This is a genomic window from Streptomyces sp. NPDC014801 (assembly GCF_043082085.1).
GTDB lineage: Bacteria > Actinomycetota > Actinomycetes > Streptomycetales > Streptomycetaceae > Streptomyces.
This window is the reverse complement of the sequence record NZ_JBIBXG010000001.1, coordinates 631,002-646,943: the sequence shown is the minus strand read 5'-3', so window position 1 is coordinate 646,943 and position 15,942 is coordinate 631,002. Positions and strand designations below refer to the sequence as shown.

At 73.9% G+C, this 15,942-nt stretch carries 15 protein-coding genes; 8 read left to right on the top strand and 7 right to left on the bottom strand.

Features of this window, described 5'->3' with window-relative positions; translation table 11 throughout:
• Window position 1: 1 nt before the first annotated feature.
• Window positions 2–973: an aldose epimerase family protein gene (locus ACF1AL_RS02805; protein ID WP_391825391.1), complete on the top strand. Its 972-nt coding sequence runs from the start codon at window positions 2–4 to the stop codon at window positions 971–973.
• A 124-nt stretch (window positions 974–1,097) separates the two neighbouring features.
• Here ACF1AL_RS02805 and ACF1AL_RS02800 read toward each other — a convergent pair whose 3' ends face one another.
• Window positions 1,098–3,542 carry a glycoside hydrolase family 3 C-terminal domain-containing protein gene (locus ACF1AL_RS02800; protein WP_391825390.1) on the bottom strand — a complete coding sequence of 815 codons (2,445 nt, stop codon included), beginning with the start codon at window positions 3,540–3,542 and terminating at the stop codon, window positions 1,098–1,100.
• 110 nt (window positions 3,543–3,652) lie between these two features.
• Between ACF1AL_RS02800 and ACF1AL_RS02795 the strand changes: the two genes are divergently transcribed.
• The gene (locus ACF1AL_RS02795; protein ID WP_366840864.1) at window positions 3,653–4,234 is read left to right on the top strand and encodes a TetR/AcrR family transcriptional regulator; all 582 of its coding nucleotides are present in this window, start codon (window positions 3,653–3,655) and stop codon (window positions 4,232–4,234) included.
• A 92-nt stretch (window positions 4,235–4,326) separates the two neighbouring features.
• Here ACF1AL_RS02795 and ACF1AL_RS02790 read toward each other — a convergent pair whose 3' ends face one another.
• Both ACF1AL_RS02790 and ACF1AL_RS02785 read right to left on the bottom strand, forming a co-directional pair.
• Window positions 4,327–4,716 (bottom strand): RidA family protein, encoded by a 390-nt coding sequence (locus ACF1AL_RS02790; RefSeq protein WP_391825389.1) that lies wholly within the window; start codon window positions 4,714–4,716, stop codon window positions 4,327–4,329.
• Window positions 4,713–5,549, bottom strand: coding sequence for an NAD(P)-dependent oxidoreductase (locus ACF1AL_RS02785; protein WP_391825388.1), 837 nt, complete (start codon window positions 5,547–5,549; stop codon window positions 4,713–4,715). The genes ACF1AL_RS02790 and ACF1AL_RS02785 overlap by 4 nt, the downstream gene beginning before the upstream one ends.
• Window positions 5,550–5,608: 59 nt before the next feature.
• Between ACF1AL_RS02785 and ACF1AL_RS02780 the strand changes: the two genes are divergently transcribed.
• Both ACF1AL_RS02780 and ACF1AL_RS02775 read left to right on the top strand, forming a co-directional pair.
• Window positions 5,609–6,544, top strand: coding sequence for a LysR family transcriptional regulator (locus tag ACF1AL_RS02780; protein ID WP_391825387.1), 936 nt, complete (start codon window positions 5,609–5,611; stop codon window positions 6,542–6,544).
• A 115-nt stretch (window positions 6,545–6,659) separates the two neighbouring features.
• Window positions 6,660–7,931: a pyroglutamyl peptidase gene (locus ACF1AL_RS02775; protein WP_391825386.1), complete on the top strand. Its 1,272-nt coding sequence runs from the start codon at window positions 6,660–6,662 to the stop codon at window positions 7,929–7,931.
• Here the strand turns inward: ACF1AL_RS02775 and ACF1AL_RS02770 are convergent.
• Window positions 7,882–8,721, bottom strand: coding sequence for an EI24 domain-containing protein (locus tag ACF1AL_RS02770; protein WP_391779948.1), 840 nt, complete (start codon window positions 8,719–8,721; stop codon window positions 7,882–7,884). The genes ACF1AL_RS02775 and ACF1AL_RS02770 overlap by 50 nt on opposite strands.
• Before the next feature lie 202 nt (window positions 8,722–8,923).
• Complete coding sequence (locus tag ACF1AL_RS02765; protein ID WP_366840857.1) at window positions 8,924–9,361, bottom strand: MarR family transcriptional regulator; 438 nt, start codon at window positions 9,359–9,361, stop codon at window positions 8,924–8,926.
• A 90-nt stretch (window positions 9,362–9,451) separates the two neighbouring features.
• Between ACF1AL_RS02765 and ACF1AL_RS02760 the strand changes: the two genes are divergently transcribed.
• Window positions 9,452–10,480 (top strand): NADP-dependent oxidoreductase, encoded by a 1,029-nt coding sequence (locus tag ACF1AL_RS02760; protein ID WP_391825385.1) that lies wholly within the window; start codon window positions 9,452–9,454, stop codon window positions 10,478–10,480.
• A 117-nt stretch (window positions 10,481–10,597) separates the two neighbouring features.
• Window positions 10,598–11,017 (top strand): organic hydroperoxide resistance protein, encoded by a 420-nt coding sequence (locus tag ACF1AL_RS02755; protein ID WP_366840855.1) that lies wholly within the window; start codon window positions 10,598–10,600, stop codon window positions 11,015–11,017.
• A gap of 117 nt (window positions 11,018–11,134) precedes the next feature.
• Here ACF1AL_RS02755 and ACF1AL_RS02750 read toward each other — a convergent pair whose 3' ends face one another.
• Both ACF1AL_RS02750 and ACF1AL_RS02745 read right to left on the bottom strand, forming a co-directional pair.
• Complete coding sequence (locus ACF1AL_RS02750; protein ID WP_391825384.1) at window positions 11,135–12,283, bottom strand: serine hydrolase domain-containing protein; 1,149 nt, start codon at window positions 12,281–12,283, stop codon at window positions 11,135–11,137.
• Between the two features lie 128 nt (window positions 12,284–12,411).
• Window positions 12,412–13,452 (bottom strand): hypothetical protein, encoded by a 1,041-nt coding sequence (locus tag ACF1AL_RS02745; RefSeq protein WP_391819203.1) that lies wholly within the window; start codon window positions 13,450–13,452, stop codon window positions 12,412–12,414.
• 200 nt (window positions 13,453–13,652) lie between these two features.
• Between ACF1AL_RS02745 and ACF1AL_RS02740 the strand changes: the two genes are divergently transcribed.
• Window positions 13,653–14,810 (top strand): mandelate racemase/muconate lactonizing enzyme family protein, encoded by a 1,158-nt coding sequence (locus ACF1AL_RS02740; RefSeq protein WP_391819201.1) that lies wholly within the window; start codon window positions 13,653–13,655, stop codon window positions 14,808–14,810.
• On the top strand, window positions 14,807–15,811 hold the full coding sequence (locus ACF1AL_RS02735) for a zinc-binding dehydrogenase (protein ID WP_391779945.1): 1,005 nt from the start codon (window positions 14,807–14,809) through the stop codon (window positions 15,809–15,811). The genes ACF1AL_RS02740 and ACF1AL_RS02735 overlap by 4 nt, the downstream gene beginning before the upstream one ends.
• The last annotated feature ends 131 nt before the right edge of the window (window positions 15,812–15,942 follow it).

Below are 15,942 nucleotides of genomic sequence, written 5' to 3'. Positions count from 1 at the left end.
CATGAGCGAACTGTTCGGCACACTTTCCGACGGCACCCCGGTCCACCGCTGGACCCTGGAGCGCTCGGGTGTGCGGGTCCGGGTCCTGTCGTACGGCGGGATCGTGCAGTCGGTGGAGGTCCCGGACCGTCAGGGGCGCACCGGCGCGGTGGTGCTGGGGTTCGAGGAGCTGGAGGGCTATCTCGCCCATCCGGAGCCGTACCTGGGCGCGCTGGTCGGGCGGTACGCCAACCGGATCGCGGGCGCCCGTTTCACCCTGGACGGGCGCACCTGCGCGCTCCCCGCGAACAACGGGCCCAACGCGCTGCACGGCGGTGAGCGCGGCTTCGACAAGCAGGTGTGGGACGTGGAGCCGGTCGCGCACGGGCTGCGGCTGTCCCGGGTCAGCCCGCACGGCGAGGAGGGCTTCCCGGGCCGTCTGGAGGTCACGGCGACGTACACGCTGGACGCCTCGGGCGCGCTGCACCTGGCGTACGAGGCGGTCACGGACGCGCCGACCGTGGTGAACCTGACCAACCACAGCTACTTCGACCTGGCGGGCACCGGTCACGCGGGCGGCCTCGAACTGCGGCTGGCCGCCTCCCGCTACACGCCCGTCGACGGCGACCTGATCCCGACGGGGGAGCTCGCGGACGTCACCGGCACCCGCTTCGACTTCCGTACGGCGCGCACGATCGGCTCGGGCTACGACCACAACTTCGTCCTGGACAAAGGCGTCAGCGCGGCCCCCGTGGAGGTGGCCGAACTGTACGACCCGGCCTCCGGGCGGGTGCTGACGGTGGCGACGACCGAGCCGGGCCTGCAGCTGTACACGGCCGACCACCTGGGCGCGCCGTTCAGCCCGGGCGCCGGCGTGGCGCTGGAGACGCAGCACTTCCCCGACTCCCCGAACCGTCCGGAGTTCCCGAGCACGGTCCTTCGGCCGGGCGAGGTCTACCGCTCGGAGACGGTGTACGGCTTCTCGGTGCGCTGAGCGGCACAGAGCCGGTGTACGGCTTCTCGGTGCGCTGAGCGGCACGAGCCCCGGTCCGGGGGTCAGGTCCCGGACCGGGGCTGCTGGTGGGGGGCCGTCCCCCGTCAGGTGGGGCGGCCCCGGTTCAGACGGTAATCGGGGCGGCGAGACGGCGGTCGGCGATCGAGCGCCCGACCTGAATTTCGTACGAACCCTTCACAAACGACCACGAGTTGGTCGTCTCGTCCCAGATCTCGAACGCGCGGCGCGGCAGTTCGAGGACCGTCTCGGCCGGCTCGCCCGGCCCGGCCTCGACGACCGCGAACCCGGCCAGCCGGCGCGCCGGGCGGCTCGCGTCGGGTTCGGCGGGCGCGAGGTAGACCTGCACGACCTCCCGTCCGGCCCGGGTGCCGGTGTTGCGCACCCGTACGGTCACGGTGGTGCCGTCCGTGGCGACGGACTCGTACGTCCAGTCGGTGTAGCCGAGGCCGTGGCCGAAGGGGTGGGCGGGGGTGCGGCCCGCCTTCTCCCAGGCGCGGTAGCCGATGAAGACGTCCTCGTCGTAGGTCAGCCGGCCGTCGGTGGGCGCGACCCGGGTGACGGGCGCGTCGTCCAGGGAGCCCCAGGTGGTGGGGAGCCGGCCGCCCGGCTCGTGCGCGCCGGTGAGCACGTCGGCCAGGGCGGCGCCGCCCTCCTGGCCGGGGAACCAGGTCAGCAGTACGGCGGCGACCTCGTCGCGCCAGGGCATCTCGACCGGGGAGCCGGCGTTGACGACCACGACGGTGTCCGGGTTGGCGGCGGCGACCGCGCGCACCAGGTCGTCCTGGCGGCCGGGCAGGCGCAGGTCGGCGCGGTCGAAGCCCTCGGACTCGACGCGTTCGGTGGTGGCGACCACGACGACGGCGGTGTCGGCGGCGCGGGCGGCCTCGGCGGCCTCGGCGATCAGCTCGTCGGGGTCGCGCTGCGGGGCCTGGTGGGCGAGCGCGAAGAGGACGGCCGTGATCGGCGAGCCCTCCGGCTGCCGCACGACGTAGGTCAGGGAGACCTCGACGGGCTGCCCGGCGGTCAGTTCGGCCCGGGCGCGCTCCACGGGGGTGCCGAAGAACGCCTCGAAGGGGTCGCTGTCGTCGGCCGGGGGCTGGTCGTCGTCGAAGTACGTGGTGCCGTCGACGCGCAGGGTGAAGGTGCCGGTGCCGCGGATGCCGAAGGTGTGCGGGCCGCTCTCGCGCGGGGTGAAGGTGCCGGTCAGTTCGACGGAGTGCAGTGTCTCGTGGGTGACGCCCTCGGGCAGGTCCGCGCCGAGCCACTGCACCTGGCCGTTGGGCGCGGTGGCCTCGCCGATGACCGCGCCGGTCGCGTCGCGGCAGACGGCGCGCAGGGTGAAGCCCTGGTCGGCGACGGCGAGTTCGGTGGCCGGGTCGGCGCCGAGGGCCCAGCGGACGGCGCCCTCGGGCAGGGCGGCGGTGAGGCCGTCGAGCGGGGAGACGATCCGGGCCGGGAAGACGGTGGCGGAGCCGCCGCCGAGGATGCGGGCGTCGCGGGCGGCGGCGCCGATCAGGGCGACGGTGCGGCCGGGCCGCAGGGGCAGCGCGGCCCGGTCGTTGCTCAGCAGGACGAAGGAGCGGCGGGCGATCTCGCGGGCCAGGGCCTCGCCGTCGACGGGCTCGGGCAGGTCGGTGACGGCGGGTTCGGCGCCGGCGAGGGCGCCGGTGCGGGCGGCGAGCCGCAGGACGCGGCGCACGGCGTCGTCGACGGTGGCCTCGGCGACCCGGCCGTCGCGGACGGCCCGGGCGAGGGCCTCGCCGTAGACGGTGCGCGGGCCGGGCATCGCCACGTCCAGGCCGCCGTTGATGCCGGCGACGGTGTCGCGGGCGGCCATCCAGTCGGAGACGTTGAAGCCGTCGAAGCCCCACTCGCCGCGCAGCACCTCGTTCACCAGGTGGTGGTGCTCGGTCATGGTGGTGCCGTTGACCGTGTTGTAGGCGGTCATGATGCCCCAGGGGCGGGCGCCGGCCACGATGGCCTCGAAGGGCGCCAGGTACAGCTCGCGCAGGGCGCGCGCGGAGACGCGGTTGTCGACGGTGAAGCGGTCGGTCTCGGCGTCGTTGGCGACGAAGTGCTTGACGGTGGTGCCGACGCCGCCGGACTGCACGCCCCGGACGTAGGCGGTGCCGATGCGGCCGGTGAGGTACGGGTCCTCGCTGTAGGCCTCGAAGTGGCGGCCGCCGAGCGGGGAGCGGTGCAGGTTGACGGTGGGCGCGAGCAGCACGTGGACGCCCTTGCGGCGGGCCTCCTGGGCCAGCAGCACACCGGCCCGGCGGGCGAGTTCGGGGTCCCAGGTGGCGGCGAGGGCGGTCGGGGAGGGCAGGGCGACGGACGGGTCGTCGGCGCTCCAGCGCACGCCCCGCACGCCGATCGGGCCGTCGGACATGACGAGCGAGGCCAGGCCGATCTCGGGCAGTTCCGGCAGGGACCACATGTCCTGACCGGCCAGCAGCCGGGTCTTGGCGTCCAGGCCGAGCTTGCCGAGTGCGGACTCGACGGCCGCCTCGCGGGCCTCTTCGGCCGGGGTGCGCTGGGTTCCCGCCATCGCGGTGCCTCCTCGTTGAGTGCGTGGCTCTGCAGGTGGCTCCCATCGTGCACCCGTTACCTGTAGGGCGGTAGGTTTCGTTATCTTGCAGTTATGAGCGGCTCGGAGGAATGTCGTACCGTGACGCCATGAGCGCGAGGGTCAGGAGCGAGGAGCGGCGCGCGGAGATCGTGCGGGCGGCCCTGGAGGTGATCGCCGAACGCGGCTACCGCGGCGCGAGCCTCGGCGCGGTCGCGGAGCGGGTCGGGCTGACGCAGCAGGGGCTGCTGCACTACTTCCCGACCAAGGAGGCACTGCTGGTCGCCGTGCTCCAGGAGCGGGACCAGTGGGACGCCGTCCCCCACAGCCGGTGGCGGGTCGACCTGCTCGCCTCCCTGGTCGACTACAACGCGATGCGGCCCGGCATCGTCCAGACCTTCTCGGCCCTGCTCGGCGAGAGCGTCACGGAGGACCATCCCGCCCGCGCCTACTTCACCGACCGCTACCGCGAGGTGCGGCAGACCATGGTGGACGTCCTGCGCGCCGAGTACGGCGACCGCCTGCCGAACGGACTCACCCCGGAACGCACCGCCCCCCTGCTGGTCGCGGTGATGGACGGACTGCAGTACCAGTGGCTGCTGGACCCCGAGTCGGTGGACATGCCGGCCGCCTTCCGCGACTTCCTCGCCCTGCTCGGCGAACGGGTCGACTGAGGGAGGACGGCCATCCGGGCGGGCCGGGCGCACCGGCCGGCTGAGGGCATGCGCCACGACCCGGGACCGGACACGGCCCGGGACCGGACACCTCACCGGCCGGCGGGTACCGCGGCCACCACCTCGACCTCCACCCTCGCCTCAGGGGTGAACAGGCGGGACACCTCGAAGGTCATGCTGGTCGGCGCGGTCCCGGTGAGGAACTCCCGCCGTACCGCGCCGTACTCGTGCAGCGTGCCGATGTCGGTGAGGTACGTCCGGATGCTGACGACGTCCGCGAGCGAGCCGCCGTGCGCCGACAGCAGGGCGTCCAGCGCCTCGAAGACGCCCCGGGACTGCTCGGCCACCGTGGTGCCGTCGGCGACCTGCCCGGAGACGAACAACAGGGCGCTGCCGTCGGCGTTCTCCACGCGGGCGACCTGCGAGTAGTAGGAGTTGGCGGGCTGCGGGGCGCCGGCCGGGTTGTCCAGGGTGACCTTCATCGTGCTCCTTCGGCGCTGCGAACACCGGCGGTTCGGATACGGGGGACGGCCCGGGCGAGGTCCGCGCCGGCCAGGGCGGGGTCCGCGGCGGCGGCCCGCAACTGCTCGGCCACCGCCCGGGCCGCGGGCAGCGGCGTGACGGCGGTGGCGAGCGCGAGGTCCTTCACCGCGAGGGCGGTGGCGAAGTGCGCCCCCTCGGCGAAGGCACGGGCCACCACTCCCCCGAGCGGGCCGGCGGCCAGGGCGGTGCGGGCGGTGCCGTCGTCGAGACCGAGCGCGTCGGCGAGCCGCAGGGCCTCCGCGACCAGGCCGACGCCGCCGATCACGGCGGTGTTCAGGACGAGTTTGAGGGCGGCGCCGGAGCCGAGCGGGCCGGTGCGGGTGACGCTGCCGAGGCGGGCCAGGACGTGCTCGACGGCGGAGGCGTCCCCGCCGGCCAGGATGCCGAGCGTGCCCTCGGCCGCGCGGTCGGTGCTGCCCATGACCGGTGCGTCGACCAGCCTCACCCCGTTCCCCAGCCGCCCGGCCAGTTCCCGGACGGCGTCCGGGCCGACCGTGGACATCTCGGCCCAGGTCACGCCCGGCCGCAGCACCGGCACCACGGCGTCGGCGACCGCGGCGAGCGCCTCGGGCCCCGCGAGCATCGTGATCACCACGTCGGCGTCGCGCACCGCCCGTTCCGGCGAGTCGGCCGCCACGGCCCCCTCGGCCACGAGCGGTTCGGCCCGGGCGGGCGTGCGGTTGAAGACGGTGAGCGGGTGCCCGGCGGCCAGGAGCCGGCGGGCCATGGGCGCGCCCATGCGGCCGAGCCCCAGAAAGGCGATCTTCTCCATGGCGTCGACGCTAGGACCGGGTGCATGGATGCGACAAGCGAATGTCTAGCATCACAGCCATGCGCCCTTCGCATCTCTACGGGGAGACCCCCGATCTCGCGACCGTCTGGCTGCGCGTCTTCCTGGAGGTCGCCCGGCACGGCTCGTTCACCGTGGCCGCGCGCACGCTGGGCTGGACCCAGTCCGCGGTGTCCCGGCAGATCTCCTCCCTGGAGTCCGCCCTCGGCGGTGGCCCGCTGTTCGACCGGCTGCCCCGGGGTGTGGCGCTCACCGAGGCGGGCCGCGCCCTCCTGCCGTACGCCGAGACCGTCGCCGACGCGCTGCGCGGCGCCGCGCGCGAACTGGCCGATCTGCGCGAGGCGGCCGGCGGGCGGCTGCGGTTCGGCGCGTTCGCCACCGCCGACGCGGCGCTCGTCCCGCAGGCCCTGGCCGCCTTCCGCGCCCGCCACCCCGGCGTCCGCGTCACCCGCGAGGAGGGCCTCTCCCCCGCCCTGCTGGACCGGCTCACCACCGGGCACCTCGACCTCGCCGTGGTCTCCACGACCGGCCGCGCCCCCCTGGAGTCGTACGAGCTGCACCACCTGCTCGACGAGGCCCTGTACGTGGCCGTCCCGGCCGGCCATCCGCTCGCCGCGGCCGATGCGCCGGTACGGCTCGGCCGGTTGGCCGACGCCGACTGGATCGCGGGCAGTCCCCGCCCCGAGGGCACCCTGCTCGCGGCGGCCGTACGGCAGGGGTTGTGGCCCCGCGTCGCCCACGTCGTCGGCGAGTGGACGGCCAAGCAGGGCTATGTGGCCGCCGGCCTCGGCGTCACCCTGGTCCCGGCGCTGGCCGCCGCGTCCGTCCGGCCCGACGTCGCCCTGGTGCCGGTGTGCGCCGAGGACGCCCCGCCGCGGGCCGTGTACGCGGCGAGCGCCCGGGGCCGGTCCCTGACACCGGCGGCCCGCGCCTTCGTCGCCGCGCTGCGGGAGGCCGCCGCCGGCCTCCCGGCGTGACCGACGGGTGCCCCCGCGTGGCCGACGGCCCCATGGCGCACGTCACTCGCGTCACGCGATACTGCGGCCGTCCCGCAAGTACGCGCCCCACAGCGACGGAAGGACCCGAACCGCCTTGATATCCCCCCGCGTTCGCGCAGCCGCCCTCGGACTCGCCCTCACCGCGGCCCTCGCCGCCCCCACGACCGCGCAGGCGGCGCCCACCGCGCCGATCGCCCCGTCCGCCGCGCCCCTCGCGCCGACCGTCGAGGAACAGCGCCTCGACCGGGCGGTGCCGCAGGAGATCCTGCGCCGGTCCGGATTCGACACGCTCACCCGTGAGTTCGGCCGGGCGCTGAGTCGTGCACGGTCCTACCCGCAGGCGCGCGCCGTCGTCGTACGGGAAGGGACCGCGTTGTGGCAGCGGGCCGTCGGGCGGGCGCAGGGGCGCGGGCCGGCGGGCGGGGACCTGAGCCGCGACGACGACCGGCCGCTGTACTGGGCGCGGCTGGCGATGACCCGGCAGGTGCGCGGGTGGGAGCCGCGGTTCGCCCTCACCGAGGCGCAACGGGCGTCCCTGCTCGACGGGTTGGAGCGCACCTCCCGGGGGCAGACCGGCATCCGGTATCCGCGGGCGGCCCAGGGGATGAAGCGGATCCTCGTCACCGGGTTCGATCCGTTCACCCTGGACCGGGACATCCGGATCTCCAACCCGTCCGGCGCGAGCGCACTCGCCCTGGACGGCACGGTCATCGAGACGGCCGGGGGCCCCGCGCGCGTGGAGACGGTCGTCTTCCCGGTGCGCTGGCGGGACTTCGCCCAGGGCACGGTGGAGCGGGCGCTGCGGTCGTATCTGCCGCGCGTCGACCTGTTCACCACGATCAGCCAGGGCCGCGTCGGCCGCTTCGACGTCGAGCGCACCAACGGGGCCTGGCGGGGCGGATTCGCGGACAACGAGAACACCGGTACGGCGGGCCCGATCCCGGTCACCGATCCGGCGACCCGGCCACAGTGGACGACGACGACCCTGCCGTACGCGCGGATCACGGCGGCGGACACCGGCCGGTTCCCGGTGTACGACAACACCAGCGTCACGGAGATCCCGGCGGGCGGGAGCGAGCCCGTCGTACGGCCGGACGGGCCGACGCCCGGGTCCGCGGCGCGGGCCGGGGGCGGCGGGGACTACCTGTCGAACGAGATCGCCTACCGGGCGACCCTGCTGCGCGACCGGCTGGGCCTGCACGCCACGCTGCCCGGCGGGCATCTGCACACGCCGGTGCTGCAGTTCGGCGCGGGCAACACCGACCCGGCGACGGGCACGGTCACCGATCCGGAGTTCGTGCGCAACCGGCTGGACGTCATCGCCCAGGTGCGGGCGATCCTGTCGGTGGCTGCGGGAGCGCGGTAGCGGCGTCGGCGTCCTCGCCGTCGTCGTCCCGCTCGCCCTCCTCGATCTCCTCGCCGCGCAGGTCGCGGGCGAGGAGCGTCGCCCCGGCGACCGCGCCGGGCATCAGGAACACGGCGACGAAGGGGACGAGGAAGGCCAGGCCCAGCGGGGTGCCGAAGCCCCAGACGAGGAGCTTGCGCGAGCGCAGCAGGGCGAGGCGCTCGCGCAGGGCGACACCGCGGCGCTCCAGGGCGACGGCGGTGAGCTCCTCGGTGAGGAAGAAGCCGGTGACGAAGAAGCCGATCACCGGGACCACGGTCTGGCCGGCGACGGGCACGAACCCGAGGGCGAAGAGGAGCACGCCCCACAGCGCGGCCCGGACCAGGATGCGCAGGCTGTCGCGGGCGGAGATCCACAGCTCGCGCCACAGCGGCAGCCCCGACTCGGGCGCGGTGCCGTCGGCGGAGACGTCCCGGTCGACCCTCTCGGAGAGGCTCTCGTAGAAGGGCTGGCCGATCAGCAGCGTGACCGCGGTGAAGGACAGCACGGCGAGCAGCAGGCCGAGCGAGAACAGCACGGCGGTGAGGAAGCCGCGGAACAGGCCGGCCCAGGGGCCGGACCAGTCGTCGGCGAACGGCGTCGCCCACGTCACGGCGTCCTCGCCCCACAGGCCCAGGCCGACGAGCGCCGCCGCGTACAGCACGAGCGTCACCAGGCCGGGCAGCAGCCCGAAGCCGTAACTCTTGCCGTGCCGGCCCACCCACCGCTGGCCCTTGAGCAGATAGCCGAAGCCCACCCCGAGATCACGCATACGGCAACTGTAGCGAGCCCCGCCCACGGCTCCGCCGCCGTGCGGACCGCCCGGCGACCGGTCCCACCGGACGACCCGCGTCCGCCGGCCGGGGGTGGAGCGACGTACGCCCCGCCGCGCGTTACGGCGTCGCACCGCACGCACCGCACGCGCCGCACGCGGTCACGCCGTCACGCCGTCACGCCGTCACGCCGTCACGCCGTCACGCGTCCAGCATCCTGCGGAGCAGGTCACGGAGGGACTCGCGTTCGGCGTCGGAGAGGCCGGCCAGGGGTTCGCGGGCGAAGCGGAGGCCGTCGCGCAGGTCGCGGGCCACCCGGCGGCCCTCGTCGGTGGCCGCCGCGACCTTCACCCGGCGGTCCGCCGGGTCGGGGCGGCGCTCGACCAGGCCGCGCGCCTCCAGCCGGTCCACGATCCCGGTGACGTTGGACGGCTCGCACTTCAGCTTCTGCGCGAGCTTGCGCATCGGCAGCGGCTCCAGCGACAGCAGGCTGAGCAGCCGCGCCTGCGCGCCGGTCAGCGCGTGCTCGCCGGCCGCCTCCTCGTAGTCCGCGTAGAAGCGGGCCACGACGTCCCCGATGAGTTCGACGACCTCCAGGGTCAGGGCGTCGGGGCGGCGGGTGGTGTGTGGGGTGGACATGGCCTCCAGGATACCCGGTTACTTGACAACCTGAAATATTCAGGAGCATCGTTGTTTCAGGTACTGAAGTAAATCGAAAGGCCCGCTGTCATGATCAACCGCGAGTGGCACCTGCTCAGCCGTCCCGTCGGCTGGCCGAAGCCCGAGGACTTCGCCCTGGTGGAGGCCGAGGTGCCGGAACCGGGCGAGGGCCAGGTCCTGGTACGGAACGAGTACCTCTCCGTCGACCCGTACATGCGCGGCCGTATGAGTGCCGCGAAGTCCTACGTCGCCCCCTTCGAACTGGGCAAGGTCATGCAGGGCGGCGCGGTCGGCGAGGTGATCGCCTCCAACGTCGAGGGCATCGCCGTCGGCGATCACGTGCTGCACTTCTTCGGCTGGCGCGAGTACGCCGTCGTGGACGCCCGGCACGCCGTCAAGGTCGGCCCCACGGCCGTCCCGGCGGTCAAGGTCGAGGCCGCGGACGTGCCGCTGTCCACCTACCTCGGCGTGCTCGGCATGACCGGCCTGACCGCCTACGCCGGCCTGCTGCGCACCGCGTCCTTCAAGGAGGGCGACGCCGTGTTCGTCTCCGGCGCGGCCGGGGCCGTGGGCAGCCAGGTCGGGCAGATCGCCAAGCTCAAGGGCGCCTCCCGGGTCATCGGCTCGGCCGGGTCCGACGAGAAGGTCAAGCTGCTGGTGGAGGAGTACGGCTTCGACGCCGCCTTCAACTACAAGAACGGCCCCGTCAGCGAGCAGCTGCGCGCCGCCGCCCCCGACGGCATCGACGTGTACTTCGACAACGTCGGCGGCGACCACCTGGAGGCCGCGATCGGCTCGCTCAACGAGGGCGGCCGGATCGCCGTCTGCGGCATGATCTCGGTCTACAACAACACCGAGCCCGCCCCCGGCCCGCGCAACCTCGCCCGCCTCATCCAGACCCGCGGCCGCATCGAGGGCTTCCTGGTCGGCGACCACTACGACCTGCAGCCGCAGTTCGTCCAGGAGGTCGGCCCATGGGTCGCCTCGGGCGCGCTGAAGTACCGCGAGACCGTGGTCGACGGCATCGAGAACACACTGGAGGCGTTCCTCGGGGTCCTGCGCGGCGACAACATCGGAAAGATGGTCGTCAAGCTCTGACCGCGCTCCGACCGCACCGCGGCCTTCCGGGGCCTTCCGGTATGCGGTAACTTCTTTCCGAAATCCGCTGTCGATCGTGGGCGCGAGTCGCGGCGGACCGAGGAGGAAGACAAGCGCATGCCCATTCAGCAGTCCGACGTCCTGTACACCGCCGTCGCCACCGCCGAGAACGGCCGCGACGGCCGGGTCGCCACGGACGACGGCAAGCTCGACGTCGTCGTCAACCCGCCGGTCGAGATGGGCGGCAGCGGTGCCGGGACCAACCCGGAGCAGCTGTTCGCCGCCGGTTACAGCGCCTGCTTCCAGGGCGCGCTGGGCGTCGTCGCCCGGCAGGAGGGCGCCGACGTCTCCGGTTCGACCGTGACCGCGAAGGTCGGCATCGGCAAGAACGACGACGGCTTCGGGATCATCGTCGAGATCTCCGCGAACATCCCGAACGTGGACGCGGAGACCGCGGCGAGCCTGGTGAAGAAGGCGCACGAGGTGTGCCCGTACTCCAAGGCGACGCGCGGGAACATCACGGTGACGCTGGTCTGAGCCCGGCTTCCCGTCCGCCGGGCGCGGGTGCCCTGCCGGGTGCGGGGCGTCGCGGGGATCTCACGCGGCTCCCCGCGCCCCTGCGTGGGCAGCCGCGCCCGGCGTCCGGACCGGCCGTCAGTTCTGCCGCAGCGCCGCGGTGTGTACGGCCCTGACCAGGGCCTCGTTCTCCGGGGCCGCGCCGCCCGGGTACGCCATGCGGCGGCGGGTGTAGCCGTAGGCAAGACCGCTGCGGGCGTCGGCGAAGGCCTGGGAGCCGCCGGCCCCGCTGTGGCCGAAGGTGCCGGCGCCCAGGAACGGGTACGCCACGTCGGCCGTGGCCTGGAAGCCGAGCCCGAAGGCCTTGTGCGTGCGGGCCACCAGGTCGTAGCCCACGGAGTGGATCTGGCCGACCTCGGCGATGGTGTCCGGCTTCAGCAGCGGCGGGCGGTCGTCCAGCTCGCTGATCGCCGCCGCGTACATCGTCGCCAGGCCCCGCGCCGAGGCCACGCCGCCCGCCGACGCCGGGCCCTTGGCGCGCACCAGGCGGGAGTTGGCGTGGTCCTCCAGGCTGCCCGGGTCCGGGACATGGGTGTTGAAGGCGATCGAGGCCAGCGTGTGCGGGCCGGTCTGCCGCGCGTCCAGCTCGGCCTGCTGCTCCGGCGTCGGGACCATCGGCTGCACGGACCGGAAGCGGCGCTCCTCCGCCTCCGGCAGCCCCAGGTAGAAGTCCAGCCCGTACGGCGCGCGCACCCGCTCCTCGTAGACCTCCTGCAGCGTGTGACCCGTGGCGCGGCGCACCACCTCGCCGACCAGGGCGCCGATGACGACGGCGTGGTAGCCGAAGGCGGTACCGGGCCGCCAGTACGGCTTCTGGTCCGCGAGGCGTTCGGCGATCACCCGGTCGTCGGCCAGTTCCTCGGCGGAGAACCCGGCGTCGATCCCGATGACGCCGGCCCGGTGGGCGAGCAGGTCCCGCAGGGTCACCCCGCCCTTGCCCTCGGCGCCGAACTCCGGCCAGTAGTAGGTGACCTTGCGGTCCAGCTCCAGCGTGCCGTCCTGGACCAGGAGCGCGGCCACGAGGTGGGCGGCGCCCTTGGTGGAGGAGAACACGCCGTACAGGGAGTCGCTCTCGCCGCCCGTCCACAGGTCGACGACCCGGCGGCCGTGCACATAGGCGCACAACTGGCCCTCGTAGTCGGGCCGTTCGGTGGCGACGAAGGACGCGAACTCCTCACGCACCGCCTCGAACCCGTCCGCCACGGTGCCGTGAATCTGCTGAGCCATCCGCTCTCCTCCCCTGCACTCCGGGCCCCATGGTGGCACGCCGGAGATCATGTCCGTGTGGCTCCACGCCGGTTCGCGCGCAGACCGGTACGACGGGGGGCGCGGTTTTCACTCAATGGAGTCCCCGCTCAGGTGCACCACCACAGGAAACGGTTGCAGGTCTTCGTGGGCTCCGGTGCCGGCGGCGGGGTCGTCGGCGCGGAGGAACGGGTGGGTTCCGGATCGGGCCCCTGCGTGCGGGTCGCGGAGGGGGCGGGCGCGGAGGTGGGCCCCTCGGTCGGGGCGCCGCTCGTCTGCGTCGCGCCGGCGCTCGGGCCGGTCGCGCTGCCCGACGGGGACGGCGAGGCGGAGACGGACGCGGAGGCGTCCGGGGAGGCCGAGGGCGTGGTGCGGGGGTCGGACGCGGGGACCTGCCGTGGGTGCGCGGACGGGTCGGTGCCGGGCTCCGCGTCGCCGCCGGCCGCGCCGTCGGCGGACCGGCCGCCGGCGGCCGCCGGGTCGGGGGCGGAGAACCCGGGTGCGTCGATGCCGAGTTCGGCCAGGCTCAGACCGCCCGCGGCCAGCACGAACCCGGCGGCGATCAGCACGGTGCGGCGGCGCCGTCTGCGGTGCGCGGCGGCCTTGCGGTCGCGCCGGCTCGCACCGTCCCCGCCGCGGCGTTCGCGCCGGCCGGCCCGGTCCGCGCCGTCCTCGGTACCGTCCTCCGCGTCGTCGTCCTCGTCGTCGTCCGCGAGGCCCTCCACGCCGTCCTCTGTGGCCCCCTCGGCGGCGTCCCGCCCGCCCGGGAAGCCGTCGCCGGCGGGCGGCTGCGGGTAGGTCTCCTCCGGCTCGGCGCCGGCGGCGGGGGCGGCCTGCGGCACGTCGTGGCCGCCGTGGACGCCGTGGCCGTAGACCCCGTAGCCGTGGTCCGGTCCCGCGTACCCCTGCCCCGCGTTGCCGTGACCGGCGTACCCCTGACCGGCGTCGGCGTGACCCGCGTACTCCTGTTCCGCATAGCCCTGCCCCGCGTGGGCGTGACCCGCGTAGCCCTGACCCGGGTACTCCTGGCTCGCGTATTCCTCCCCCGCGTGCGGCTCGGCTCGGGGGCGCAGGTGTTCCACCGGGACGCCGCAGCCCGGGCAGGCGAGGGCGCCGTTGAGGTGGCGGTGGCAGGAGTGGCAGAAGTCCATGACGCGGGAAGACTAGGTGCGCCGCCGGTAACGTTCCTAGGCACCGCTGTGAAGGTTGTGTGGGAAGGCAAGCGTCCGCTCACCCAACGTCTTGAAACCGTTACCCGTTGGACCCCTTGACGGTGCCACCTCAGCGTCCTTACTGTCACGCCAGCATTTCGAACGTGTGACGAAATCTCGAACAGCGAAGGGCAACTGCCGTGCGCATCACCGGAATCAGCACGCACGTGGTCGGGACGCCGTGGCGCAACCTGACCTACGTCCAGGTGCACACCGACGAGGGCATCACCGGAGTCGGAGAGACCCGGATGCTGGGCCACACCGACGCCCTCCTCGGCTACCTGAAGGAGGCCGAGACCAATCACATCCTGGGCTCCGACCCGTTCGCTGTCGAGGACCTCGTCAAGCGCATGAAGTACGGCGACTACGGACGCGCCGGCGAGATCGTGATGTCCGGCATCGCGGTCGTCGAGATGGCCTGCTGGGACATCAAGGGCAAGGCGCTCGGCGTGCCGGTGTGGCAGCTGCTCGGCGGCAAGGTCACCGACAAGGTCAAGGCGTACGCCAACGGCTGGTACACCACCGAGCGCACCCCGGAGGCGTACCACAAGGCCGCCCAGGGCGTCGTGGAGCGCGGCTACAAGGCGCTGAAGATCGACCCCTTCGGCACCGGGCACTTCGAGCTCGACCACCAGCAGACCCTGTACGCGGTCTCCCTCATCGAGGCGGTGCGGGACGCGATCGGCCCCGAGACCGAGCTGATGCTGGAGATGCACGGCCGCTTCTCCCCCGCCACCGCGGTGCGGCTGGCCAAGGAGATGGCGCCCTTCCAGCCGGCCTGGCTGGAGGAGCCGGTGCCGCCGGAGAACCTCAAGGCGCTGGAGAAGGTCACCGCGAAGGTGGACATCCCGGTCGCCACGGGCGAGCGCATCCACGACCGGATCGAGTTCCGCGAGCTGTTCGACAGCCAGGCCGTCGACATCATCCAGCCCGACCTCGGCCACATCGGCGGCATCTGGGAGACCCGCAAGCTCGCCGCGACCGCCGAGACCCACTACATGCTCATCGCCCCGCACAACGTGGGCGGTTCGGTGCTCACCGCGGCCTCCCTCCAGGTCGGTTTCACCTCGCCGAACTTCAAGATCCTGGAGCACTTCAACGACTTCGCCGACGCGGAGATCAAGAAGGTGGTCAAGGGCGCACCCGAGGTCGTCGACGGCTACTTCCACCTCTCCGACGCGCCGGGACTCGGCGTCGAGCTGGACGTGGACGCGGCCGCCGAGTTCCCGCAGCAGCAGGCCCGGTTCGACCTGTGGGCCGAGGGCTGGGAGAAGCGGCAGCCGAAGGGCACGAAGTGACCTCCCACGTCGTCGTCGAGGCGCCCGGCGAGCACCGCATCGCCGCACACACCCCGCGCGCGCCGCAGGCCGGCGAGGCGCTGGTGCGGGTGCACTCCGTCGGCATCTGCGGCAGCGACCGCGAGGTCTACCAGGGCAACCGGCCCGAGGGGTACGTCCGTTACCCGCTCACGCCGGGCCACGAGTGGTCCGGGACCGTCGAGGCCGTGGGCCCCGGAGTGCCCGCGAGCCTGGCCGGCCGCAAGGTGGTCGGGGAGGGCTTCCGCAACTGCCAGGTGTGCGACCGCTGTCACGCCGGCGAGACCACGCTGTGCACCGCCGGCTACGAGGAGACCGGGTTCACCCAGCCCGGCGCGATGGCGCCGACGCTGACCCTGCCCGCGCGGCTGCTGCACGTGCTGCCCGACGACGCCGACCTGACGGCGGCGGCGCTGCTGGAGCCGGCCGCGTGCGTCGCCGCGGCCGCGCTGAAGGCGAACGCCCGGCCCGGCGAGCGGGTGGCGGTGGTCGGCACCGGCACGCTCGGCATGTTCGCCGTGCAGTTCCTGCGCGCCGGGTCGCCGGCCGAGCTGCTGGTCGTGGGCACGCGCACCGACCGGGAGGCGCTGGCGCGGCAGTTCGGCGCGACCGGCTTTCGCACCAAGGACCAGGAGCTGCCCGGGGACTTCGACGTCGTCATCGAGACCGCCGGGTCCGCGGACGCGGCCCGTACGGCGGCAGCGCTGCTGCGGCGCGGCGGGCGGCTGGTGCTGACCGGCATCCCGGCGCCGGGCGCCGACGGTCTGGACCCGACCGATCTCGTCGTACGGCAGCTGGAGGTGCACACCGTCTTCGGGGCGCCGCCGGACGCCTGGGCGCACACCGTGCGGGTCTTCGCCGCGGGGCTGCTGGACCCGGTGCCGCTGGTGACGCACGAGCTGCCGCTCACCGAGTTCCCGCGCGCCATGGAGCTGGTGGGTTCGGGCGATCCGAAGGTGGGCAAGGTCCTCCTCCACCCGTGAACGTACGCCGGTACGGGGGCGACCTGACGGTCTCCGTACCGGCGTACCACCACCGCCGCACGCCCTGAGCCGCGAACCTCGTCCGCTATATCGAACGTCCAGGGCTCTGGACACCAGGACTTAAGGACAAC

Coding starts and splice junctions, on each gene's coding strand:
- ACF1AL_RS02805 (WP_391825391.1), top strand. CDS start 2: ATGAGCGAACTGTTCGGCACACTTTCCGACGGCACCCCGGTCCACCGC.
- ACF1AL_RS02800 (WP_391825390.1), bottom strand. CDS start 3,542: ATGGCGGGAACCCAGCGCACCCCGGCCGAAGAGGCCCGCGAGGCGGCC.
- ACF1AL_RS02795 (WP_366840864.1), top strand. CDS start 3,653: ATGTCGTACCGTGACGCCATGAGCGCGAGGGTCAGGAGCGAGGAGCGG.
- ACF1AL_RS02790 (WP_391825389.1), bottom strand. CDS start 4,716: ATGAAGGTCACCCTGGACAACCCGGCCGGCGCCCCGCAGCCCGCCAAC.
- ACF1AL_RS02785 (WP_391825388.1), bottom strand. CDS start 5,549: ATGGAGAAGATCGCCTTTCTGGGGCTCGGCCGCATGGGCGCGCCCATG.
- ACF1AL_RS02780 (WP_391825387.1), top strand. CDS start 5,609: ATGCGCCCTTCGCATCTCTACGGGGAGACCCCCGATCTCGCGACCGTC.
- ACF1AL_RS02770 (WP_391779948.1), bottom strand. CDS start 8,721: ATGCGTGATCTCGGGGTGGGCTTCGGCTATCTGCTCAAGGGCCAGCGG.
- ACF1AL_RS02765 (WP_366840857.1), bottom strand. CDS start 9,361: ATGTCCACCCCACACACCACCCGCCGCCCCGACGCCCTGACCCTGGAG.
- ACF1AL_RS02760 (WP_391825385.1), top strand. CDS start 9,452: ATGATCAACCGCGAGTGGCACCTGCTCAGCCGTCCCGTCGGCTGGCCG.
- ACF1AL_RS02755 (WP_366840855.1), top strand. CDS start 10,598: ATGCCCATTCAGCAGTCCGACGTCCTGTACACCGCCGTCGCCACCGCC.
- ACF1AL_RS02750 (WP_391825384.1), bottom strand. CDS start 12,283: ATGGCTCAGCAGATTCACGGCACCGTGGCGGACGGGTTCGAGGCGGTG.
- ACF1AL_RS02745 (WP_391819203.1), bottom strand. CDS start 13,452: ATGGACTTCTGCCACTCCTGCCACCGCCACCTCAACGGCGCCCTCGCC.